Source organism: Aquitalea magnusonii, from assembly GCF_003202035.1.
In the GTDB taxonomy this organism is placed as follows: domain Bacteria; phylum Pseudomonadota; class Gammaproteobacteria; order Burkholderiales; family Chromobacteriaceae; genus Aquitalea; species Aquitalea magnusonii.
Window position 1 is genome coordinate 1 of the sequence record NZ_QJKC01000028.1, and the last position, 21,195, is coordinate 21,195.

Sequence of the window (21,195 nt, forward strand, 5' to 3'; positions counted from 1 at the left end):
AATCGTGCTGGGAGCCCGGTGCAATGCCTTTGCAATGGCCCTGGCACTCTCTCCCTGCTGTTTCATTGCCATGATGAACCCGCGTTCTTCGGCACTGAGGTGCTCATAAGTTCTTTGCATGCAACAACTTAACCTTTAATTGGTTGGTGTTGCACTTAGCTCTTGAAACCGCCGGACTAATGATTTTACCACCGCGTGCTTAAATCTTAACCGTGGTGATGCTCCCAAAACCATTATCCCCGGCTATGTGAAGAAAGGTCTATTTGAAGCTAGTCCCTTCAAACGTATTCACCCAACTGTTGGTAAGGCCATTCGTTCTGTACTCGACCGCACTAACGTTCTGGGCCAACAGATACAGCGTGACTATCAGTGGGGGTTGGCCGGCGAGCTTTCCTATGACTGGGATTCAGTGCAATGGCTTGCCGAGTACGCAGCACCAAAAGGGCTTAACTACATTAGCACCAGCCCAGACACGATAATCCCTACCTTATTTGCCATTGGCTCGGTCACAGCCTAATCAACAATTTTCGTCTTAGTCATTTATCACGGGCCAGATATGTGCCTTAATGCCGTTCACTTTAGTTAGGTGAACGGCATTTCTCTTCCCGGTACAGTTATTGCTTGGCAGGCTGTTAAAATACCCGCCAGTCGAGTGTATTCCTGCCTTTACTTGCGCATGAGGCAGCTTTGATCTGCCCCCAGTTGCCGCTTCCCCCGCCAATTCAAGCCAGAATCCGTCATCGGATGACACTTTGGGGGGATTTCCCCGATACTTACCCATCTCACGTCAGTTACAGATGCAATGCTACCAATGAACGCAGTCTCGTCAGGTTGTACGCCACCATCGTCAGCGTCAGTAACTGATCAACCTTGGCCAATTCCCGCACCATCACCTGACGAAGAGGCCCTATAGTTTTGTCCTGGCCGACGCGACCGAGGCTACCCGTTCGTAGCGCGTGAAGCGCAGTCTGGATGCTAGCAACGGTGCAACCATCGCATTGCCAAGACCAGCGCACGTGTTGAGCACGTCTTTGCCTGCATTGAACAGATTGGTGGCAAGTTCATTCGCACCATCGAATAGAGCCGAGCCAACTTTGCGATGACATGCAGGCTTGCTGCTACAACCTGAAGCTGCTGGTTTACCTGCAAAAGGCAGGAATCAGGGTAACTTGCTGCCCGCAATACGTCGAATTTCCGGGTAGGCCGGAAATTTTAGGTAAAAACAGCGGTAAATCGATCAAGAGCGCCGTAATCTGACGAAAAAGTGGTGCAAATAACGTGTATATGTTTATGCGCATGCTTGGGTGGAAAAATCGGTGGCTATTCGAGCTGCCCGTTTGTGTGCTGGACAAAAATGATATTCAGCCCCTGCGGCTGTCTTCCAGTGCCTGCAGAAAACATTCCAGCACCCGGTTGCGGCGGCGTCCCTTGCGCATGACCACATTAAGCGGAATGTCATAGCAGAAGCGGGCCGGATGCAAGGGACGCATCACCCCCTGGGCCACCCAGCCGGCGGCAAAGTGGTCGGGCAGAAAGCCGATATAGCCGCCGGTGAGGATGAGGAAGGCAATGCCTTCGCGGTCGGAGGCGGTGGCGCTGCAATTGAGCGCGTGATGGCGCTCCATGGCCTCGGCGGTCAGGCGGTAATTGGGTGCCACGGCCTCGGCGCGGCACAGTTCCTCTTCGCTGATGTCGGTATCGGCACGGGCAAAGAAGGGGTGTTCGCGGCTGCAGTACAGCAAGGAATGCTCTTCATATAACTGGATGTAATCCAGCCCGGACAGCGGGTTGATCAGCGGCACCACCCCGACATGCAAATGACCGTCCTGCACCCCCAGTTCGATTTCGCTGGGGGTGGTCATGGAAATATTGATGCGCACGCCCGGCCCGCGTGCGCTCAGCGATTTCAGCGCCCGTGTCAGGTGCATGTGCGACTGGGTGACCAGATTATTGATGATGCCGATGTTCAGCTCGCCGCGTAGCTGATGATGCAGCTGGTTGACCTCGGTACGGAATTCCTCGATGGCCGCCAGCATGGTCTGGCTGGCATGCAATACCGCGCGGCCCTCGTCGGTCAGCGCAAAGCCGGCACGGCCGCGCTGGCACAGGCAGATGCCCAGCCGCTTTTCCAGGTCGCCCATATGCAGGCTGATGGCCGAGCGGCTGATGCCCAGCACGCTCTCGGCAGCGGAAAAACTGCCGCATTCCACTACCGTCTTGAACAGGCGCAGCAGCCGGATATCAAAATCGCTGACCTGGCTTAAGGGCGTTTTTTTGCTCATCAGGTGAGTAAAACCAAAACTGAAGTTAAGAAATTATGGATTTATCTCAACATATCACCTGATACAAGCTATGCCAAGCCGCAAACTGGCCACAGTCCGGGCCATGATCTGCGGCGGGCCACCCCCGCCCCGCGGCAGCGGCGCAGCGCGCAGGCTACACTGGTCTGGCGCGGTAGCGGCAAGGCCCGCAAACATTCGCCAGCGCTGGCAAGCTGCCGTCTGTCCGCCGCTGGTCGTCGTGCCCAATCTCAAACAGCGTGCAATGTGCACAAGGAATGACAGGTTTATGCCGCAAATCGTTTTCGAACGTCAGGCTCCCGCCAGCGCGCTGATCCACAGCGCACTGGCCGACAGCGTCAACCGCCCGTTCTGGGGCGACGACGTGGCGGCCCGCCGCCGTGCCTTTCCCCAGTTCCAGGGCCGCGCCGACACTGCGCTGGCCATTGTCGGCGGCGGCTTTCTCGGGCTGTGGACCGCGATCCTGGCCAAGGAGCGCGATCCGGCACGCAGCGTGGTGCTGCTGGAGGCACAGCGCGTGGGCTGGGCGGCTTCCGGTCGCAATGGCGGTTTTTGCGAAGCCAGCCTCACCCATGGCGAAGAAAACGGTCACAAGCGCTGGCCGGAGGAAATGGCCGAGCTGGAGGCGCAAGGCCTGCGCAATCTGGACGAGATCGAAGCCACCATCCGGCGTTATGGCATCGACTGTGATTTCGAGCGCACCGGCGTGCTGGTGGTCGCGGTGGAGCCCTATCAGGACGAACAACTGCGCGGCGAAGGCTATATGAGCGCGGCGGAAATCCGTGCCGAGCTGAATTCGCCCACCTTCCTGTCCGGCATCTGGGAAAAGGACAGCACGGCGATGATCCACCCCGGCAAGCTGGCGCTGGAGCTGGCACGGGTGGCCAGCGAGCTGGGGGTGCAGATTCATGAACAATCGGCGGTCATCAAGCTGCAGAGCCGCGGCCGCCAGGTGACGCTGCATACGGCACAGGGGCAGTTGAGCGCGGCGCGGGTGGTGCTGGCCACCAATGCCTTTCCCTCGCTGCTCAAGCGCTATCGCTGGCACACCATCCCGGTGTACGACTATGTGCTGATGACCGAGCCGCTGACCCCGGAGCAACTGGCCTCCATCGGCTGGCAGCACCGCCAGGGCATTGCCGACATGGCCAACCAGTTTCACTACTACCGCATCACCCGCGACAACCGCATCTTGTTCGGCGGCTACGACGCGGTGTACAACTTCGGTGGCAAGGTAAGCGAGCAGCATGACGACCGCCCCGAATCGTTCGAGCGGCTGGCCAGTCATTTCTTCACCACCTTCCCGCAGCTGGCCGGGCTGCGCTTCAGCCATCGCTGGGGCGGTGCCATCGACACCTCCACCCGTTTTTGCGCCTTTTTCGCCCTGGCGCGTGGTGGCAAGGTAGCGTATGCCGCCGGCTTTACCGGACTGGGGGTGGGGGCCACCCGCTTTGCCGGCAATGTGCTGCTGGACAAGCTGGACGGGCTGGATACCGAACGCACCCGGCTGCGCATGGTGCGCGAGATTCCGCCGCCTTTCCCGCCGGAGCCGCTGGCCTATGTGGCGGTACAGGCCACACGCTGGTCGCTGAACCAGGCCGACCACAATCACGGCAAGCGCAACCTGATGCTGCGCACCATGGATGCACTGGGGCTGGGTTTCGACTCCTGAGCCGCCGTTTTCACAACATTATCTTTGCAAGGACCCCCCATGTCGCATCCCTTTGCCCTGCTGGCCAACCACGCGGTGGACGCCACGCGCGTCGAACTGGAATACCGTGATGTCCCGGCTGATCAGCTGATTACCGGACCGGCCCGTGTCGGCACGGCCGAACTGGGCAGCCTGCATGGCTGCAGCATAGGCGTGTGGGAAATGTCGCCCAGCGTCACCACCGATGTCGAAGTGGACGAATTTTTCGTGGTACTGGCAGGTGCCGCCACAGTGAGCTTTGCCGATGGCCGTCCGCCCTTGCAGCTGCGGGCCGGCAGCGTCGGCCACCTGGCAGCGGGCACGGCCACCACCTGGACCGTCACCGAAACGCTGCGCAAGATCTATATCGCCTGAGCCGCACAGACGGCAGGGTCAACCCAAGCAAGGCAGGAGGAAGAAACATGGAAGTGCGCAACAACTACATCAACGGCCAATGGCAGGCTTCGGTCAGCGGTGCTACCCGCGAAGTGATCAATCCGGCCAATGGCGAAGTGATTACCCTGGTCACCGACAGCGTGGCCGAGGACAGCAGGCAGGCGATTGCCGCCGCGCGTCATGCCTTTGACCATGACGGCAGCTGGCGGCGCATGGCCGGCCCCAAGCGCGCCGACCTGCTGTTGCGCATTGCCGATGCCATTGCCGCCCGCGCCGACGAACTGGCGGTGATGGACACGCTGGACAATGGCAAGCCGCTGCGCGAGGCGCGCTGCGATGTGGATGATGCCGCCGCCTGTTTCCGTTATTACGCCGGCCTGATCACCAAGCCGCAGGGCGGGGTGTACGAGGTGAGTGATGGCTTCGGCCCCATGCATGCCTATTCCATGCACGAACCGGTAGGCGTGTGTGCGCTGATCACACCGTGGAACTACCCTTTGCTGATGGCCGCCTGGAAGCTGGCCCCGGCGCTGGCGGCCGGCAACTGCGTGGTGTTCAAGCCCAGCGAAGTCACCCCGCTGTCGGCGGTGGTGCTGTTTGAGATTTTCGATGCCGTCGGCCTGCCGCCCGGCACCGCCAACCTGGTGCTGGGCAGCGGCCCGGCCGCCGGGCAGGAGCTGGCGGCCAGCCATGAGGTGGACATGATCACCTTTACCGGCAGCACCCGCACCGGCCAGACCATTGCCGCCGCCGCGGTGGGCAATCTGAAAAAAGTGGGGCTGGAACTGGGGGGCAAGTCGCCCAACATCATTTTTGCCGATGCCGATCTGGAAGGCGCGGTGGAGTGGGCGATGATAGGCGTGTTCTTCAACCAGGGCGAAGTGTGCTCGGCCGGTTCGCGCATCCTGATCGAAGCAAGCATCAAGGACCGCTTTGTCGCCCGCCTGGCCGAACGCGCCCGCGCCATGAGCATAGGCCCCGGCATGAAAGACCCGGACATGGGCGCCATCGTCTCGGCCGCCCAGCTGGAAAAGGTGCTGGGCCATATCGAACGTGCCAAACAGCAAGGCGCCACGCTGGTGTGCGGTGGCGAGCGCCATGTCGAGGGCGAGTGTGCCAGGGGCTATTTCGTGCAGCCCACCATCTTCGACAACTGCACCCGCGACATGGACATCGTGCGCGAAGAAGTATTCGGCCCGGTGGTGGCGATCCAGACCTTCACCACGGAGGCCGAAGCCATCGCCATGGCCAATGACACGCCTTACGGCCTGGCCGGTGGCGTGTTCACCACCGATGGCGCCCGTGCGCTGCGGGTGGTGAAGGAAATCCGTGCCGGCGTCACCTGGATCAACTGCTACAACCCCACCTTTAATGAAGCGCCGTGGGGCGGTTACAAGATGAGCGGCTATGGCCGTGACCTGGGGGTCAACGGCCTGCTGGAATACCAGCAGGTGAAGCAGGTGAACATCAATCTGCAACCGGGGCCGGTGGGCTGGTATCAGCATTAAGACCCGCTGACAAAACTCCCGCTCCAGCGTTGCGCCGCCTTGTCGTCCGCCATGTGCTGGCTGCGGCTTCACCTTGGTCCGGCTTGTCTGCCGGGTTGGGTGGGCGGTTCCAGGCGCAGGCCCGGTGGATAGGCAAGGGGGCGGCAAGCATGGCTTGACCGCCCCCGCTGCATTGCAAGCCCTGGCGCAGGCGGGCGCGGTCCGGCCTGTTCGCTCCGGACGGCTCGGCCGCCAGCACGGCAATTTCTGCAATGCTTGTGATTTTTTCTTGGTTTGGCGGCGCTGGCCGCAACACTATAGTGGTCGGCTCATTCAAGGAGCCGCCTCATGTATTGCTCACTGCAACATGCCGGTTTGCATTCCGGCCGTCTGTATCGCGAGGGTTCTGCCATTCCCGACCCGCGGGATGGTGATCGTGCATTGGCTGTGCCATCCGGCGGGTCCGGGGCACCGGCCTGGCTGGCGCGGCTGGAGCTGCCCACCTGGCTGTTGATTGCCGTCATCTATGGCGGCTGGTTCGGCACGGTGGCGCTGTGGCGGCAGCTGGGACCGTGGCTGGCCACGCCGCTGCTGGTGGTCTTTACCTGCTGGTATATGTCGCTGCAGCACGAGCTGATTCATGGCCATCCCACGCGCCATGGCTGGCTGAATGCCCTGTTCGGCCAGCTGCCGCTGGCGGTGTGGTATCCCTATGCGGTCTATCGTGACAGCCATCTGGCCCATCACCACGATGACAGCCTGACCCTGCCGGGACTGGACCCGGAAAGCTACTATCACGCCAGCTTGCCCGCGGCTGCCGTGGCGCGCAGCCTGCTGCGCTGGCGCAACACCGCGGCCGGGCGCTTGCTGCTGAGGCCGGCCCTGGGCTGGCTGGCCACGCTGCGCGCCGCCGTGCGTGGTGAGCAGCGGCAAGCGCTGCCGGTGTGGGGCAGCCATCTGCTCTTGCTGGGCCTGTTGCTGCTGTGGCTGCGCCAGCACGGTATCGCGCCATGGTATTACCTGTTGTGCATTGCCTATCCCGCACTGGCGCTGGCCATGGTACGTTCCTTCTACGAGCATCGCGCGGTGCCGGATGCCGCAGCCCGTTCGGTGTTGAACGAGGCAGCCTGGCCGTGGCGGCTGCTGTTTCTCAATCTGAATTATCATCTGGTGCATCACCTGCAGCCGGGCCTGCCCTGGTATCGCCTGCGTCAGGCCTATCTGGCCGAGCGCGGGTATTACCAGCAGCTCAGCGGTGGATTTGTCGAGCAGGGTTATCTGCCCTTGCTGTGGCGGCATCGCCGCCAGCCGGTGATCGAACCGCTCCATCCCTTTGCCTGAAGGGCCGTTGTTCATCCATCAAGAGGAATACCATGACCCAAGCAAAATTTTCCCGTCGTCGGCTGCTGGCGGCGCTGGCGCTGAGCACCTTGTCCTGGCAGGCGCTGGCCGCCGATGCGGTTCGGGTTGGCTCCAAGATTGATACCGAAGGCGCCTTGCTGGGCAATATCATCCAGCAGGTGCTGGAAGCCAATGGCATCAAGACCGTCAGCAAGGTGTCGCTGGGCAATACCAAGGTGGTGCGCGGTGCCATTACCGCCGGCGAAATCGACATCTACCCGGAATACACCGGCAATGGCGCGTTTTTCTTTGCCGATGAAAGTAACCCAGCCTGGAAAAATGCCGAGGCGGGTTATCAGCTGGTGAAAAAGCTGGACCAGGAAAAAAACCGCATTACCTGGCTGACGCCATCGCCGGCCAACAATACCTGGGCCATTGCCATCCGCAAGGATGTGGCAGCGGCCAACAAGCTGAAGACGCTGACTGACCTGGGCAACTGGATCAACAAGGGCGGCCGCTTCAAGCTGGCGGCATCGGCCGAGTTCATCGAACGCGCCGACGCGCTGCCGGCCTTCCAGAATGCCTATGGCTTCAAACTGAAGCAGGATCAGCTGCTGACGCTGGCCGGCGGCGATACCTCGGTCACCATCAAGGCGGCGGCGGAGCAGACTTCCGGCGTCAACGCCGCCATGGCTTATGGCACGGACGGCCCGGTGGCCGCGCTGGGGCTGGTGACGCTGGATGACGTCAAGGGCGTACAGCCGATTTACGCGCCAACGCCGATCATCCGCAGCGAAGTGCTGGCCAAACAGCCCAAAATCGCCGCTGTGCTGAAGCCGGTGTTCCTGTCGCTGACCGGCCCCACGCTGCAGAAGCTGAATGCCAGCATTGCCATCGAAGGCCGCGATGCACGCAAGGTGGCGCAGGATTACCTGAAGAAAAAGGGCTTTATCAAGTGAGCGGGCAGTATTACCCAGCAGGGGTGATGCATGCGTCTGCATAGCCGGGTGCGCCTGTTGCTGGTGTTGCTGTCGCTGGCGGCGGCGCTGGGTCTGCCCTTGCTCACCTATGCGCCCAACCGCCTGCTGACCGGGCAGGGCATCGCTCTGCTCGATTTGCTGCATAGCGGCTCCGGCCTGCGCTGGCTGGCGCTGCTGCCAGCCTTGCCGCTGCTGCTGGCACCGTGGTGGCGGCCAGGTATGCTGCGCGAACGGCTGGTGTATCTGGCTGCGCTATGGCTGGGCGCCGCCCTGTGGTGGCTGGCCGGCAGCGAGGCCACGCTGCGTGCCGGCGACGAGGATGCGCTGGCGCGGGTGTCGTTTGGCGGCGGCTTCTGGCTGTTGCAGCTGTTGCTGTTGCTGCAGCTGGCCGAAGCGCTGCAGGTATTGGCTGGCGGGCTGCCACGGCGCGTATTGCTGCTGTTGCTGGCCCAGCTGCCACTGCTGTGGCTGTTGCTGACCGGCAGGCTGGACAGCCTGTCGCTGCTGCGCGAATACCACAACAACCAGGATACCTTCGACGCTGCCCTGCTGCGCCATGTGCAGCTGGTACTGTTTTCCGTGCTGCCGGCACTGCTGCTGGGCGGCGCGCTCGGGGTGTGGGCCTATCGCTCGGCCCGCTTTGCCCGCTTGCTGTTTCCCGTGCTCAATGTATTGCAGACCATTCCGTCGATTGCGCTGTTCGGCCTGTTGATCGGCCCGCTGGCCTGGCTGGGGCGGCAGCTGCCCGGCCTGGGCATTGCCGGGGTCGGGCTGGCACCGGCCTTGCTGGCGCTCAGCCTGTATGCGCTGTTGCCGGTGGTGCGTGGCACGCTGGCCGGCTTGCAGCAGGTGCCGCCCGCGGTGCGCGAGGCGGCGCGTGGCATGGGCATGACGCCGTGGCAGATCATGCTGCGGGTGGAAACCCCGCTGGCGCTGCCGGTGTTTCTCAGCGGCCTGCGCATTACTAGCGTGCAGGCAGTGGGGCTGGCGGCGGTGGCGGCCTTGATCGGGGCGGGGGGCTTTGGCGCCATCATGTTCCAGGGGCTGTCGGCCAGCGCGCTCGACCAGGTGTTGCTGGGGGTGTTGCCGGTGCTGCTGCTGGCCTTGCTGGTGGATGTGCTATTCCGCCTGCTGATTTCCCGGCTGAAAGGGGCCGATGACCATGCTTGAACTCAAGGCAGTCAACAAGTTTTTCAATGGCTGGCAGGCGGTGGCCGATGTCGACCTGCAGGTGGCCGCCGGCGAGCTGGCGGTGCTGATCGGCACTTCCGGCTCGGGCAAATCCACCACGCTGAAGATGATCAACCGGCTGATCGAGCCGGACAGCGGCAGCATACGGCTGGCCGGCGAGGATATCCGCAGCCAGCCGCCCGAGGTGCTGCGCCGTCGCATCGGCTATGCCATCCAGTCGGTGGGCCTGTTTCCGCACTGGACGGTGGAGCAGAACATCGCCGCCGTGCCGGCCCTGCTCAAATGGCCGAAAGCCCGCATCCGCGAGCGGGTGGTGGAGCTGCTGGAGCTGTTGCACCTGCCGGCTGCGCAGTATTTGTCGCGCTACCCGCACCAGTTGTCCGGTGGCCAGCAGCAACGGGTGGGCGTGGCGCGCGCGCTGGCGGCCGACCCGGAAGTCTTGCTGATGGACGAGCCATTCGGCGCGCTGGACCCGGTGACCCGTGGCACGCTGCAGCAGGAGCTGCTGCGCATCCAGGCGCTGTCCGGCAAAACCATCGTGCTGGTGACCCACGATATCGACGAAGCCCTGCTGCTTGGCCAGCATATTGTGCTGATGGACAAGGGCCGGGTGGTGCAGCAGGGCCGTGCCCGCGATTTCCTGTTGCATCCGGCCAATGCTTTCGTGCGTGACTTTGTCGGCCAGAGCGATGTCGGCGTACGCCTGCTGGGGCTGGATACGGTGGCCAGCCGGATGCGGCCGCAGCAACAGGCGTCTGGCGAGCCGATAGCCGCCTCGGCCACGCTGCGCGAGGCGCTGTCGGCCTTTGTCGCACGCCGGGTCAGCAGCCTGCCGGTGATCGATGCCCAGGGCCGGCCCGCTGGCGTGCTGCATTTTGCCGACCTGCTGCCGGTGGCCACATGAGGCCGGCGCCGCGCTCAAGCGCCCTGTGGCTGAGCAGCGGCCTGTTGCTGGCCTTGCTCTATCTGTTGCCGCACAGTGCCGGCCTGTTTGCCTGGCTGTTTCCGGAGGTGGAACGCCCGCTCTATACCCAGGACAGCTTTGCCAGCCTGGTGCTGGCGCATCTGCTGCTGGTGCTGGCCTCCAGCCTGATTGCCGTGCTGGGTGGGGTAACGGCCGGCTTGCTGGTCAGCCGGCCGGCCGGGCGTGAATTCCGCCCCTTGCTGGACAGTGTGCTGGCCATCAGCCAGGCGCTGCCGCCGGTAGCGGTGCTGGCGATTGCCGCGCCGCTGATCGGCTTTGGCGAATGGCCGGCACTGATTGCGCTGGTGCTGTACGGCCTGTTGCCGGTGACGCAAGGCACGCTGGCCGGGCTGGCCTCGGTGCCGGACAGCGTGCTGGATGTGGCGCGTGGCCTGGGCATGGGGCGCTGGCGCATCCTGTGGCAGGTGGAGCTGCCGCTGGCCGCCCCGGTGTTGCTGGCCGGGGTGCGTACCTCGGTGGTGATCAATATCGGCACCGCGGCCATTGCTTCTACCGTGGGGGCACGTACCTTGGGCCTGCCCATCATCGTTGGCTTGAGCGGCTTCAATACCGCCTATGTACTGCAAGGGGCCTTGCTGGTGGCCTTGCTGGCCATTGTGGCCGACCAGTGTTTCGACTGGCTGGCCCGCCGTCTGTCGCCGCATGTCGGTGCCGAGCACTAAGGCCATGGCCTGGGCCAGCCTGCCCATGTATCCGTGGCCGCAGCCACTGACCGAACACTACTGGCAGTGGCTGCGCCAGCGTCTGCAACAACTGGGCGAGCAGGCGCTGCCGGCCCGCCTGGGCTGGCCACAGGATTATCTGGCGCACTGGCGTGAGCCGGGCATGCTGCTCAGCCAGTGCTGCGGCTATCCGGTTTCCGCACTATTGCCGGCACAGGTGCAGGTGCTGGGAGCCTTTCATTATCAACTGCCCGGTTGCGCCGACTGGCGTTACAGCAGTGCGCTGCTGGTGCGCCAGAGCGATGCCGGGCTGACACTGGCCGATTTTCGGGGACAGCGTGCGGTGTGCAATGAGCGGCATTCGCAGTCGGGCTACCACGCCTTGCGCGCGGCAGTAGGCGCGCTGGCCGGGGTGCAGCCCTTTTTTGCACAGGTCAGGTTTTCCGGTTCACATCGCGCTTCGGCCGCGCTGCTGGCGGCGGGTGAGGCGGATATTGCCGCGCTGGACTGTGTCAGCCATGCCCTGCTGGCACGGCAACAGCCGCAGCTGTTCGAGCAACTGGCCTGCATCGGCCATACCCGCTTGCAGCCCGGATTACCCTTGATCACGGCGGCGTCCACGCCTGCAGTCACCGTGGCGCGGCTACGCCAGGCCATTGGCGACAGCCTGCATGCGCCGGAGCTGCAGCCCTTTTTGCAGGCGGCGGCGATTGGTGGCTTCAGCCCGCTGGATCTGTCCGACTATGCCTGCATTGCTGATGCAGCCGCACACTGGCGGGCTGCGGGTATGGCGGAGTGGTAAGGCCCGTTGGCTGGTTTAGCTGTCCAGCCCGGCAATGGCCCGAAGGATGGCCAAGCCCTCGTCCGGGCAGGCGGTCAGCCGGTGCGGGTCGAAACCCTGCTCGAACACCGGGGCGAACTGGGGCAGGGCGCGGGCATCTGCCGCATCCAGCTGGTGAAAGCCCATATGCCACTGGCTGAATTCGCGCTGGTGGATGGGGGTGCGCAGATGCGGCTCGATGCTGTGATGGCGCGGATCGCGCGCGATGCGCGCATAAGTGGCATCCACGGCCGCCGGGCTGCCTTCCAGTAATTGCAGAAAGCTGCCATGGGTGTACAGCAGCAGGCCGGTGACTGCATTGGCCTGGTTGTTGCTGACCGACTGCTGCAGGATGGCGGTCAGTTCCTCGGCGCTGAACGCGGCGCTGGCGGTGCTGGAGTAAATCAGCTGGATCAACATGGTATTCATTCCTGTCAACGATCAGCCCTGCGCGGGCGGCCTGGCCAGCAGCGCGGCGCGTAGCAGGCCGAATTGCTGTTCCAGCGTAGTGAGCAGTTGCTCCTGGGCCGCCAGCTGGCTTTCGGTCGCGATTTTCTCCAGTTGTGCGGCGGCGGTCACCATCGGGGTGGCACCAAACAGCGCGGCATTGCCCTTGATGGTGTGCGCCAGCCGTTTTACCGCCAGCGGATCAGGCTGGCGCAGTGCCTGGTGCAGGCGCTGGATTTCCTGCGGAAAAGACGCCAGAAAACTGGCGGCGACGATGTCGATGACTTCAGAGTCTTGCTGACTCAGGCTGGCCCGGTAGTCGAATGCCACTGCCGCGCTGGCGGCCGGTGCATAGCGCTGCAACAGCTGTTGCAGGTCGGCGGCGCGCACCGGCTTGCACAGGTAATCGTCCATGCCGGCGGCCAGGCAGTGTTCGCGGTCCCCCGGCAGGGCATTGGCAGTCATGGCGATGATGGGCAGATGCTGGCCGGCGGCTTCCTGTCTGCGGTAGCGGCGGGTGGCTTCCAGTCCGCCCATCACCGGCATCTGCATGTCCATCAACACCAGGTCGTAGGACTGGCGGGCCAGTTCGTCCAGTGCCTGCTGGCCGTCTTCTGCCAGCGTTGCCTGGTGGCCCCAGCGGCTGAGCAGGCTGATGGCCAGTTGCTGGTTCACCTGATTGTCTTCCACCACCAGGATGCGCAGGCTGCCGTGGCTTGCGGCGACGGCCGGCTGGCTGTCGCCGGCCGGCAGCGGATGCGGTGTGGCACCCAGCGCCTGCAAGATGGTCTGGTGCAATTCCGATTGCAAGACCGGCTTGGCCACATGGCAGGTGATGCCGCTGGCGCGATACAGCTCGGCCCCATGGTTGCCGGCCGACGACAGCATGATCAGCACCGGTGGTTCTGGCAGTTGCAGCGCGTGGATGCGGCTGGCGGTTTCGAAGCCGTCCATTTCCGGCATCATGCCGTCCAGCAGCACGAAGGCGTAAGCCGAGCTGGCGCTGGCCAGCATGGCGAGGCCGGCGGCACCGCTGTCGGCCTGTTCCGCCTGCACCCCCCAGCTGGCCAGGGTTTCCTGCAGGATGTCGCGGTTGATGCGATTGTCGTCGATGATCAGCGCGCGCAGGCCATGCAGGCGGTCCGGGCTGAGCGGACGTGGCAGGCTGGCTGGGTCGACACTGGCAAAACGCACGGTGAAGTGAAAGGTGCTGCCTTGGCCTGGCTGGCTTTCCAGCCACATCTGGCCATGCATCATCGACACCAGGCGCTTGCAGATGGACAAGCCCAGACCGGTGCCGCCGTATTTGCGCGTGGTGGAGCTGTCTTCCTGCACGAAGGCTTCGAAGATGCTTTCCTGCTTGTCGCGGGCAATGCCGATGCCGGTATCGCAAACCGAGAATTTCACCAGCACGTCGCTGCCATCCTGTTCCAGCAGGGAGGCGCGGATCAGCACCTCGCCCACGCTGGTGAACTTGATGGCATTGGACAGCAGGTTGAGCAGCACCTGGCGCAGGCGGCCGGGGTCGCCCAGCAGCACTGGCGGAATGTCCGGGGCGATGCGGCAGGCCAGTTCCAGCCCCTTGCTCTCTGCCCGCATCGCTACGTTTTTCATGGTGCTGCCCAGCACCGCCTCCAGTTCGAAGGCGGTTTCTTCTATGGTCATCTTGCCGGCTTCCAGCTTGGAGAAGTCGAGAATGTCGTTGATGACGGTGAGCAGGGCTTCGGTGGAGGATTTCACCACCGTCATGTATTCGCGTTGTTCGCGGTTCAGCGCGGTGTCCAGCGTCAGTTCGGTCATGCCGAGGATGCCGTTCATCGGGGTGCGGATTTCATGGCTCATATTGGCCAGGAATTCGCTCTTGGCGCGGTTGGCTGCTTCGGCCACCTCGCGGGCATGGCGCGATTCGCGTTCGAGGATTTTCAGCTCGGTGATGTCGGAAATGGTGCCGATCAGCCCGGCGATGGTGCCATCCGGCCGCGTCAGCGTGGCCTTGTGGAAAATGCCGTCGCGGCTGGCGCCGTCACGGCGCTGCACGCGGGATTCGTAGCTGTGGCGCGACACTTCCTGCAGCAGTTCGCGGTCGCGCAGCTGGTGGTAGCTGGCCAGTTCGCTGTTCATCAGATCGAACGAGGTCTTGCCGATAAATTCCTGCCGCGAAATGGCAAAGTATTCTTCGAAGGCCCGGTTCATCAGCCGGTATTTCAGCTGGGGGTCCTTCACATACACCGGCAGCGGCATGGCTTCGACCAGCTCTTCGACAAAGTGCAATTGTTCCTGCAGACGGGCGCTGGCCTGGTGGCGGGCGGTGATGTCGGTGCGGATGGCCACGTACTGGTAGGGGCGGCCATCGTCATCCAGAAACGGCACGATGGTGGCGGCGACCCAGTACAGGCTGCCATCCTTGGCGCGGTTGCGGATTTCGCCGGTCCACACCTTGCCGGCACTGATGCTGCGCCACATGCCGGCGAAAAATGCGGCCGGATGATAGCCGGAATTGACCAGGTTATGGCTCTGCCCTTGCAGCTCGTCCAGACGGTAGCCGCTGATCTGGCAGAATTTGTCATTGGCATAGGTGATGATGCCGTAGCGGTCGGTAATGCTGACGATGGCATGCTGGTCGAGGGCGAATTTCTGGTTTTCCAGTGCCAGCTGAGCCTGGCGGATGGCCTGCTGTCCGCGCTGGCGGTATTGCACCAGCTCGGCCACCACGCTGATCAGCGCTTCCAGGTCGCCAGCCTGCGCGGCGTTGTCGGCCATGCCGGTTTCGCTCTGCAGCAGCCGCACGGTTTCCCGCAGGCGGCTGATGGCGTGTTCGCGGCCGGCCAGTTCCTGTTGCAGGCGCTGGTTGGTGCTGCTCAGTTCGTCCGAGCTGAGTTCCAGGCTGCGGGTGCGCAGGCTGATGTCGCGGTCCTGCTGGGCATAGGTGCCATTGACCCGCTCCAGTAATCCACCCAGCCCCTTGAGCGCCGTGGCGGCCTGTGGCGAAACGGTGGCGCTGTCTGCCAGGGCGCTTAGTTCGGCCAGTACCTGTTGCAGCTGGCCGTCATCGGCGATGCCCATTGTGCGCCGCAACTGGCGCATCAGAATGTTTTGCATGAATTCCCTGCTGGCGTCTGCTGAGCGCGCATCAGTCGTGGGGGCCTGCCATCTCGGCAAGCGTGGTAATGGTCATGGTCTGGTTGTGCAGCCGACAGGGCTGGCCCGGGGCAAAAGGGCTGATTTCGCCATTGGAGTAAAAACCGGCCAGCACGGTATGGCTGCCCAGTTCGTCGGCCACGGCCTCGATTTCTTCATCGACCCGGTCGCCCATCACCAGCTTGCGGCCCACGCAGGACACCAGCAGGGCCAGGCTGTCGCCGTCCACCGGCTGTGCCAGGCTGGCGGCGCTGGCCGCCTGTTCCGCACCATGTACCAGGTTGTCGGTGCTGGCATGCATCAGTTTGAGATAACAGCCGGTTTGCACTTCGCCGGCCAGCGTCAGGCTGCCGCTGGCTTCATCCACGCCCAGGATGGTGCGGATCACGCCGGCATCCTGCTGGTGTTCGCCCAGCATGGAGAAGGGGAACAGCAGGCCGGAGCCGGGCAGGTCGGCGGCATATTCACCCAGATAGCGCTTGTATACTTCCAGTGCCGGCGCGCCATCCAGCTCGTACAGCACGTTTTCCTGGCAGCGCGTCACCTGGCGCGCCGGGCCGAAGGTGGTCCAGCCGCCATAGGAGCCATGGCCCAGCCGCAGCTGCTTGCCATACAGCCCCACCGCCACCAGCTGCCGGTCCGAGCTGCCGTGCTCGTTCAGGGTATAGGTGCGGCTGAAGGCGGCGTTGTCACCCGCCAGCCCGCCCACGACCGGCAGCCCTGTGCCCAGCACGCTGCTGATGCCTTGCAGCAGGGCACTGCCATTGATGGCCACGCCCTGGCCCAGCACCAGCACCATCTGCAGGTCATCTGCCGCCAGTTGCCGTGCCAGCCGGGCTCCGGCCGCGCCGGAATCGGCCATGTCATGCAGGGGGGTGGCGGCCGGCTGTACGCGGGTATGGGCAAAATGGATGGCGGTCAGCACGGTGGAGTGGTCATCCACGCCATGGCTGGAGATTTCCCCGGCGGTGGAGCAGCCCAGCAGCAGGCTGTCGGGAAACGCCGCCTGCAGCGTGGCCAGTGCCTGGTCGTCGGCGAAAAAAGCCAGCGAGCCGAAGACCAGCAACAGCTGGGGATCAATGGCGCGCAGCGGCAGTAATCGTTCGGTGGTGGGGCGGCTGTCAGGCAGGCAGAGCTGGCGGATGCGCATGAATGGTTTCCCTTGTGGTTACCGCCATGGAATGGCATGTGAACCCTGTCATCTTAGTTAATCGGCGAGCCGCAGGGGCAGCAGAATGCAGCATTGTGCCGTTGCTGGCGGAATATCGCATTTTTTTGCGCCGCGCCATATGACATCCGTCATGTCATGGGCCTTTTGCCGGCGTGGCCGCTGGCGGTGGCGGGGCCAATGCGGCAGCGGCGGCGCTCTGCTATGCTCGGCCTCTGATTTGAGGAGGCAGACATGCAAAGAGTGACGATTTCGCTCAGCGACGAGCTGGCACAGGCTTTTGACGAACTGATGGCGCGGCGTGGCTATAGCAGCCGTTCGGAGGCGGTGCGCGACATGTTGCGGCGCGAGCTGGGTGAGGAAGACCTGGGGCGTGGCGCGGGCGGCCCATGCGTGGCGGTGCTCAGCTATGTGTTCGATCATCACGAGCGCCAGCTGTCATCGCGCCTGACCGGCCTGCAGCACGATCACCACGACATGGCCATTGCCACCATGCATGCCCATATCAATCACGATGACTGCATCGAAACGGTGATCCTGCGCGGCGACAGCGCCAAGGTGGAAAGTTTTGCCCGCTCGGTGATTGCCGAAACCGGCGTGCGCCACGGTCAGGTGCAGCTGATTCCCACGGCGGCGGCCAGCGGGGCGGGCATGGGCTACCGCCGGCCGGGCAAGCGTTGACCCATCAGCTGGATGGTTTGCGCCGCGCCGGGTAGTAGCGGTAGCCACTGCCCGTGCCGGCATGCTGATGGCCGTGGCCGTGGCCATGGCCGTGCTGATGCGGGTGGCTGTGCACCACGCCGTCGCCATGGCGGTGCGGATGGGCATGCAGTAGATGAGTGCGCTGCAGCAACGCCTGATCGGCGAGGATGGCGGCCGGGCTGCCGCTGGCCACCAGCCGGCCGCCATCCAGCACGAATACCTGGTCGGCAATATCGGCCACGCTGTCCAGATCATGGGTGGCGGTAATGATGGTGCGGCCGCTGTCCTTGCTCTCCAGCAAAAAGCGGATCACCTCGCCCTGGCTGTGCGGGTCCAGCGCGGCGGTGGGTTCATCCAGCAGCAATACCTCTGGCTGCATGATCAGCACCGAGGCCAGCGCCACCCGCTTGCGCTCGCCACCGGACAGGCGGTGCGGCGCGCGCTCTTGCAGATGGCTGATTCCGAAGCGTTGCAGCATGTCGGCAATGGCGCTGCGGATGGTTGCGTGCGGCCAGCCCAGTTGCAGCGGGCCAAACGCCAGTTCGTCGAACACCGTGGGGTTGAACAGCTGCACATCGGGATTCTGGAACACCAGCCCGACCCGGCGGCGAAAGGCATAGTGGCGCTCATCCTCGGCCAGCGCCGCCTCGCTCAGCTCCTCGCCAAAGGCCAGCAGCCTGCCCTGCTGGGCAAAGTACAGGCCGTTCAGCAAGCGCAGCAAGGTGGATTTGCCCGAGCCATTGGCCCCGAGCAAGGCCACCCGGCAGCCGGCCTCGATACGCAGAGTCAGGCTGTCCAGCGCCTGTTGCTGCTGATAGTGATAGCTCAGGTCCTGCAGCTCGAATACCGGCGGTGTCATGCATGTTTCCATAAGATCAGCAGCGGCACGCACAGCGCCGGCAGCAGGGCGCACCAGTCGCGCCGACGGGTGTGAAAGCTGTGCAGCAGATAGATGTCGCCACGGTAGCCGCGCGACACCATGGCCAGGTGCACTTCGCTGCTCAGCTGAAAAGCCTTGCCGAGCAGCACGCCGCTGCTGGCCGCCACCACCTGGCGCGCCAGCCGGCCGCTGGGCGGTGCCAGCATGCGGCTGCGCCGGGCTTCGAACATCTGGCTGGCGGTTTGCAACAGCACGAAGATATAACGATGGGTCATGCCCAGCAGGGCCACCAGCAGCACCGGCACCCCCAGGCTGCGCATGGCCTTGAGCACATGCATCCACGGTGTGGTCAGCATCAGCAGCAAGGCAAAGCTGGCCGAGGTTTCCGCCCGCCCCAATAAAAAGGCGGCGCTGCGCAAGCCTTGCAGGCTGATGCCCCAGTGCAGCAGCGGCAGCCGGAACAGCACCTCACCCGGCACCAGAAACAGTGCCGGCACGGCAATCACCCCGCTGAACAGCAAGACGCTGAGCCAGGCCTGGCGATACAGCCGCCGCAAGGATACTTGCGACAGCAAGGCCAGCAGCACGGCCAGGCCGAACAGCAGCAGCAGGGTGACAAGCTGGCTGGCCAGGATGCCGCTGATCATCAGGCTGAGCAGCGCCAGCAGCTTGCAGCGCGGGTCCAGCCCCTGCAACAGGCCGCGCTGCCTGCTGATGGCTTCGGCATCCAGCGAATGCTCCAGCGCCTGCTGCAAGCCATGCACCAGCCGCTCGGCAAAATGGCCGCCATGGCGATGGCCGCCGGCGATAAAGGATTGCTCGCTCATGCCCTGGCCGGGCCCGGCTGTGGCCGCCTCATTCCGCCAGGCCTTGCTTGCCGGCCAGCCGCGACAGCAGCAGCAGCGCCAGCAGGATCAGTCCGGCGCCAAACACGGCCGACAACACATAGCCGAAGTTGGCGCTATGCACAAAGGCTGGCGCATAGTCGGGGAAGGGGGCCGACCACAGGCTGGCCAGTCGTGCCAGGCCCTCCGGCGCGGCCGCCGGCGGTGCCACCTGGCCGGATGCCAGCGCCATCTGCTGGCGGCTTGCGGCATTGGCGAAGTCTTCCACCCCCCACTCGCCCCAGGCGGTGCCGGCGGCCAGCAAGCCCAGCGGCGACAGGATCATCAGCGCGGCCAGGCCATACCACAGCTTGCGCGTGCTGCGCACGGCGGCGCCAGCCACATCGCTGCGGCCCGCTTGCAGTGACAACAGTTCCGGATAGGCGCGCTGCAGATAAGCCACCAGCCCGCCGGTGATCAGCAGCTCGGCCAGTCCGGCAAAGCTCAGATGACCCAGCATCATGGCCGGCACGGCCACCGACAGCGGATAGGGCGCATACAGCGGGGTGCCGGCGGCATCATGGAACAGCAGCGGCTGCAGGCCGAACTCGATGGCGGCCAGCAAGGCTGCGGTATTGATGGCCAGATAGCCGGATACGGCAGCCGCCAGCACGCGGCGGCGCGATTGCAACGGGGCACCAGCCGCCAGCAGCTGGTAGCAGGCCCAGGCCACCAGCGAACCGACGATGGCCATGTTCAGGCTATTGGCACCGAAGCTGGTGATGCCGCCATCGCCAAAGAACAGCGCCTGAATCAGCAGTGCCACCGAAATGGCAATAATGGACGCCCACGGCCCCAGCACGATGCTGATGATGCCCATGCCTACCGCATGGCCGCTGGTGCCACCGGGCAGCGGCAGGTTGAACATCATGATGACAAAGCTGAAGGCCGAAAACAGTGCGAACAGCGGCACCATGCGGGTGTGCAGCAGGCGCTTGGCATGGCGGTAAGCCACCAGCCAGAACGGTAGCGCCACCGCATAGGCCAGCGCGCAGGTTGCCGGGCTGAGATAGCCGTCTGGAATGTGCATGGAAATATCCTCAAGAAAACCGGCAGGCGAGCACGCCCCGCGGTGAGTTGCCGTATGAATATTTTTTAAAATGTATGAAATACTAGCAAGATGCATGCCACTTGTCATGGCATGTCATGGCATGTTGTTCAGGCGCGTTCCTGCGCCAGCTGCATGCAGCTAGCGGCGCAGGAAGGTGAAGAAGGGCTGGAAACTTGATGTACAGCTTGCTTGTCGCCTGGTTAAGGGCGTTGACAGCACACCGGCGGGGCGGGGCTCAGATCCGGCTGATCACGCGCGCGGCCGGCAGGCGTGACTTGGGCAGCTGCGCATTGAAATCGCTGTCGCTGCGATAGCCCAGGGCGACGATGACGGCGCTGGTATAGCCCATGGCACGCAGGCCCAGTTCTTCATCCAGCACTTTCTGGTCGAAGCCTTCGATGGGGCAGGCGTCGATTTGCAGGGCGGCTGCGCCCAGCAGCAGGGTGCCTGTCGCCAGGTAAACCTGTTTTTCCATCCAGTGATGGGCATCGCGCAATTCGAAGCGGTGCATGTTGACGAAGTGCGAACGGCCGCGGTGCTGGCCGGCGCGGGCTTCGGCATTGGCAAAACGGCCGTCGGCCTCTTCCTGTTGCAGTAGTGTCTCCAGATAGACTTCATCGATGCTGGCGCGGCTGCACAATACCACCACGTGCGAGGCGTTCAGTACCTTGGCTTCATTGAAGGCGTAGGCGCCACTGGTGGCCTTAGCCACGCGGGCCTTGCCTTCCGGGGTGCCGGCAATGAAAAAGTGCCAGGGCTGGGAATTGGTGGAGGAGGGGCTGAAGCGCAGCAGGGTTTCGATCTGTGCGACCTGTTCTGCGGTGAGCTGGCGGTTGGGATCGAAGGCCTTGGTGGTGTAGCGGGTCTGCGCCAGGTCGGCAATATTCATGATGACTCCTTGCTTGGCATGTGCGGGGGGTGATGTTCGCCATTATCAAGCAAGAGCCGGGCGCGAATAAGCCGCCGGTGTAGCAAGCAGTTTCATTTTATTTTTGAAAATACCAGGTTTTTGTTTGCGATTGTCATGTCGTGTGCGCAAATGACCGGGCTGCTGTCGCCGCCGCCGCTCAGGG

19 protein-coding genes and 2 pseudogenes are annotated in these 21,195 nt (G+C 63.7%); 11 read left to right on the forward strand and 10 right to left on the reverse strand.

What is annotated here, in order from left to right; genetic code table 11:
- Together DFR38_RS21945 and DFR38_RS19290 are read right to left on the reverse strand one after the other, a co-directional pair.
- A partial coding sequence (locus DFR38_RS21945) for a helix-turn-helix domain-containing protein (RefSeq protein ID WP_146215901.1) occupies nucleotides 1-120 on the reverse strand: 120 nt, incomplete at its 3' end.
- 671 nt (nucleotides 121-791) lie between these two features.
- Nucleotides 792-926, reverse strand: a pseudogene (locus tag DFR38_RS19290) (IS5/IS1182 family transposase); the annotation flags it as partial.
- A gap of 53 nt (nucleotides 927-979) precedes the next feature.
- Between DFR38_RS19290 and DFR38_RS19295 the strand changes: the two are divergent.
- A pseudogene (locus DFR38_RS19295) lies at nucleotides 980-1,161 on the forward strand (IS5/IS1182 family transposase); the annotation flags it as partial.
- A 200-nt stretch (nucleotides 1,162-1,361) separates the two neighbouring features.
- Here DFR38_RS19295 and DFR38_RS19300 read toward each other — a convergent pair.
- Entirely contained in the window at nucleotides 1,362-2,282 is a 921-nt protein-coding gene (locus DFR38_RS19300; RefSeq protein ID WP_110313806.1) for a LysR family transcriptional regulator, read from the reverse strand.
- A gap of 286 nt (nucleotides 2,283-2,568) precedes the next feature.
- Here DFR38_RS19300 and DFR38_RS19305 point away from each other — a divergent pair, with 286 nt between their 5' ends.
- From DFR38_RS19305 to DFR38_RS19345, 9 genes are all read left to right on the forward strand, one after another.
- On the forward strand, nucleotides 2,569-3,972 hold the full coding sequence (locus tag DFR38_RS19305) for an NAD(P)/FAD-dependent oxidoreductase (protein ID WP_110313807.1): 1,404 nt from the start codon (nucleotides 2,569-2,571) through the stop codon (nucleotides 3,970-3,972).
- A gap of 39 nt (nucleotides 3,973-4,011) precedes the next feature.
- The gene (locus DFR38_RS19310) at nucleotides 4,012-4,365 is read left to right on the forward strand and encodes a cupin domain-containing protein (protein ID WP_059287628.1); all 354 of its coding nucleotides are present in this window, start codon (nucleotides 4,012-4,014) and stop codon (nucleotides 4,363-4,365) included.
- A gap of 47 nt (nucleotides 4,366-4,412) precedes the next feature.
- Entirely contained in the window at nucleotides 4,413-5,894 is a 1,482-nt protein-coding gene (locus DFR38_RS19315) for an aldehyde dehydrogenase family protein (protein WP_110313808.1), read from the forward strand.
- Nucleotides 5,895-6,221: 327 nt separating this feature from the next.
- The gene (locus DFR38_RS19320) at nucleotides 6,222-7,214 is read left to right on the forward strand and encodes a fatty acid desaturase (protein ID WP_110313809.1); all 993 of its coding nucleotides are present in this window, start codon (nucleotides 6,222-6,224) and stop codon (nucleotides 7,212-7,214) included.
- A 32-nt stretch (nucleotides 7,215-7,246) separates the two neighbouring features.
- The gene (osmF, locus tag DFR38_RS19325; RefSeq protein WP_059287636.1) at nucleotides 7,247-8,173 is read left to right on the forward strand and encodes a glycine betaine ABC transporter substrate-binding protein OsmF; all 927 of its coding nucleotides are present in this window, start codon (nucleotides 7,247-7,249) and stop codon (nucleotides 8,171-8,173) included.
- A gap of 30 nt (nucleotides 8,174-8,203) precedes the next feature.
- Nucleotides 8,204-9,364 carry an ABC transporter permease gene (locus DFR38_RS19330; protein ID WP_110313810.1) on the forward strand — a complete coding sequence of 387 codons (1,161 nt, stop codon included), beginning with the start codon at nucleotides 8,204-8,206 and terminating at the stop codon, nucleotides 9,362-9,364.
- Entirely contained in the window at nucleotides 9,357-10,289 is a 933-nt protein-coding gene (locus tag DFR38_RS19335; protein WP_110313823.1) for an ABC transporter ATP-binding protein, read from the forward strand. The genes DFR38_RS19330 and DFR38_RS19335 overlap by 8 nt, the downstream gene beginning before the upstream one ends.
- On the forward strand, nucleotides 10,286-11,032 hold the full coding sequence (locus tag DFR38_RS19340; protein ID WP_110313811.1) for an ABC transporter permease: 747 nt from the start codon (nucleotides 10,286-10,288) through the stop codon (nucleotides 11,030-11,032). The genes DFR38_RS19335 and DFR38_RS19340 overlap by 4 nt, the downstream gene beginning before the upstream one ends.
- 4 nt (nucleotides 11,033-11,036) lie before the next feature.
- Nucleotides 11,037-11,834 carry a phosphate/phosphite/phosphonate ABC transporter substrate-binding protein gene (locus DFR38_RS19345; protein WP_059287204.1) on the forward strand — a complete coding sequence of 266 codons (798 nt, stop codon included), beginning with the start codon at nucleotides 11,037-11,039 and terminating at the stop codon, nucleotides 11,832-11,834.
- A 15-nt stretch (nucleotides 11,835-11,849) separates the two neighbouring features.
- On the opposite strand, the gene DFR38_RS19350 is transcribed toward DFR38_RS19345, so the two are convergent.
- From DFR38_RS19350 to DFR38_RS19360, 3 genes are read right to left on the reverse strand one after another with little or no spacing between them, the layout of a single operon-like run.
- Nucleotides 11,850-12,272, reverse strand: a complete 423-nt coding sequence (locus DFR38_RS19350) for a BLUF domain-containing protein (protein ID WP_158527772.1) — start codon at nucleotides 12,270-12,272, stop codon at nucleotides 11,850-11,852.
- Nucleotides 12,273-12,293: 21 nt separating this feature from the next.
- Complete coding sequence (locus tag DFR38_RS19355; RefSeq protein ID WP_110313812.1) at nucleotides 12,294-15,398, reverse strand: hybrid sensor histidine kinase/response regulator; 3,105 nt, start codon at nucleotides 15,396-15,398, stop codon at nucleotides 12,294-12,296.
- A gap of 31 nt (nucleotides 15,399-15,429) precedes the next feature.
- Nucleotides 15,430-16,587, reverse strand: coding sequence for an FIST signal transduction protein (locus tag DFR38_RS19360; RefSeq protein ID WP_110313813.1), 1,158 nt, complete (start codon nucleotides 16,585-16,587; stop codon nucleotides 15,430-15,432).
- A 252-nt stretch (nucleotides 16,588-16,839) separates the two neighbouring features.
- On the opposite strand from DFR38_RS19360, the gene nikR reads away from it, so the two are divergent.
- On the forward strand, nucleotides 16,840-17,286 hold the full coding sequence (gene nikR / locus DFR38_RS19365; protein WP_110313814.1) for a nickel-responsive transcriptional regulator NikR: 447 nt from the start codon (nucleotides 16,840-16,842) through the stop codon (nucleotides 17,284-17,286).
- A 4-nt stretch (nucleotides 17,287-17,290) separates the two neighbouring features.
- Here the strand turns inward: nikR and DFR38_RS19370 are convergent, their stop codons facing one another.
- From DFR38_RS19370 to nfsB, 4 genes are all read right to left on the reverse strand, one after another.
- Nucleotides 17,291-18,166 carry an energy-coupling factor ABC transporter ATP-binding protein gene (locus DFR38_RS19370; protein WP_110313815.1) on the reverse strand — a complete coding sequence of 292 codons (876 nt, stop codon included), beginning with the start codon at nucleotides 18,164-18,166 and terminating at the stop codon, nucleotides 17,291-17,293.
- Complete coding sequence (gene cbiQ, locus DFR38_RS19375; protein ID WP_110313816.1) at nucleotides 18,163-19,014, reverse strand: cobalt ECF transporter T component CbiQ; 852 nt, start codon at nucleotides 19,012-19,014, stop codon at nucleotides 18,163-18,165. The genes DFR38_RS19370 and cbiQ overlap by 4 nt, the downstream gene beginning before the upstream one ends.
- Nucleotides 19,015-19,042: 28 nt before the next feature.
- Nucleotides 19,043-20,101 carry a cobalt transporter CbiM gene (cbiM, locus tag DFR38_RS19380; RefSeq protein ID WP_110313817.1) on the reverse strand — a complete coding sequence of 353 codons (1,059 nt, stop codon included), beginning with the start codon at nucleotides 20,099-20,101 and terminating at the stop codon, nucleotides 19,043-19,045.
- 256 nt (nucleotides 20,102-20,357) lie between these two features.
- On the reverse strand, nucleotides 20,358-21,011 hold the full coding sequence (nfsB, locus tag DFR38_RS19385; protein WP_059285986.1) for an oxygen-insensitive NAD(P)H nitroreductase: 654 nt from the start codon (nucleotides 21,009-21,011) through the stop codon (nucleotides 20,358-20,360).
- Nucleotides 21,012-21,195: the final 184 nt, after the last annotated feature.

Coding starts and splice junctions, on each gene's coding strand:
- DFR38_RS19370 (WP_110313815.1), bottom strand. CDS start 18,166: ATGACACCGCCGGTATTCGAGCTGCAGGACCTGAGCTATCACTATCAG.
- DFR38_RS19305 (WP_110313807.1), top strand. CDS start 2,569: ATGCCGCAAATCGTTTTCGAACGTCAGGCTCCCGCCAGCGCGCTGATC.
- DFR38_RS19350 (WP_158527772.1), bottom strand. CDS start 12,272: ATGTTGATCCAGCTGATTTACTCCAGCACCGCCAGCGCCGCGTTCAGC.
- DFR38_RS19345 (WP_059287204.1), top strand. CDS start 11,037: ATGGCCTGGGCCAGCCTGCCCATGTATCCGTGGCCGCAGCCACTGACC.
- cbiM (WP_110313817.1), bottom strand. CDS start 20,101: ATGCACATTCCAGACGGCTATCTCAGCCCGGCAACCTGCGCGCTGGCC.
- DFR38_RS19340 (WP_110313811.1), top strand. CDS start 10,286: ATGAGGCCGGCGCCGCGCTCAAGCGCCCTGTGGCTGAGCAGCGGCCTG.
- DFR38_RS19360 (WP_110313813.1), bottom strand. CDS start 16,587: ATGCGCATCCGCCAGCTCTGCCTGCCTGACAGCCGCCCCACCACCGAA.
- osmF (WP_059287636.1), top strand. CDS start 7,247: ATGACCCAAGCAAAATTTTCCCGTCGTCGGCTGCTGGCGGCGCTGGCG.
- DFR38_RS19355 (WP_110313812.1), bottom strand. CDS start 15,398: ATGCAAAACATTCTGATGCGCCAGTTGCGGCGCACAATGGGCATCGCC.
- DFR38_RS19330 (WP_110313810.1), top strand. CDS start 8,204: ATGCGTCTGCATAGCCGGGTGCGCCTGTTGCTGGTGTTGCTGTCGCTG.
- DFR38_RS19320 (WP_110313809.1), top strand. CDS start 6,222: ATGTATTGCTCACTGCAACATGCCGGTTTGCATTCCGGCCGTCTGTAT.
- nikR (WP_110313814.1), top strand. CDS start 16,840: ATGCAAAGAGTGACGATTTCGCTCAGCGACGAGCTGGCACAGGCTTTT.
- DFR38_RS19315 (WP_110313808.1), top strand. CDS start 4,413: ATGGAAGTGCGCAACAACTACATCAACGGCCAATGGCAGGCTTCGGTC.
- DFR38_RS19310 (WP_059287628.1), top strand. CDS start 4,012: ATGTCGCATCCCTTTGCCCTGCTGGCCAACCACGCGGTGGACGCCACG.
- DFR38_RS19335 (WP_110313823.1), top strand. CDS start 9,357: ATGCTTGAACTCAAGGCAGTCAACAAGTTTTTCAATGGCTGGCAGGCG.
- DFR38_RS19300 (WP_110313806.1), bottom strand. CDS start 2,282: ATGAGCAAAAAAACGCCCTTAAGCCAGGTCAGCGATTTTGATATCCGG.
- nfsB (WP_059285986.1), bottom strand. CDS start 21,011: ATGAATATTGCCGACCTGGCGCAGACCCGCTACACCACCAAGGCCTTC.
- cbiQ (WP_110313816.1), bottom strand. CDS start 19,014: ATGAGCGAGCAATCCTTTATCGCCGGCGGCCATCGCCATGGCGGCCAT.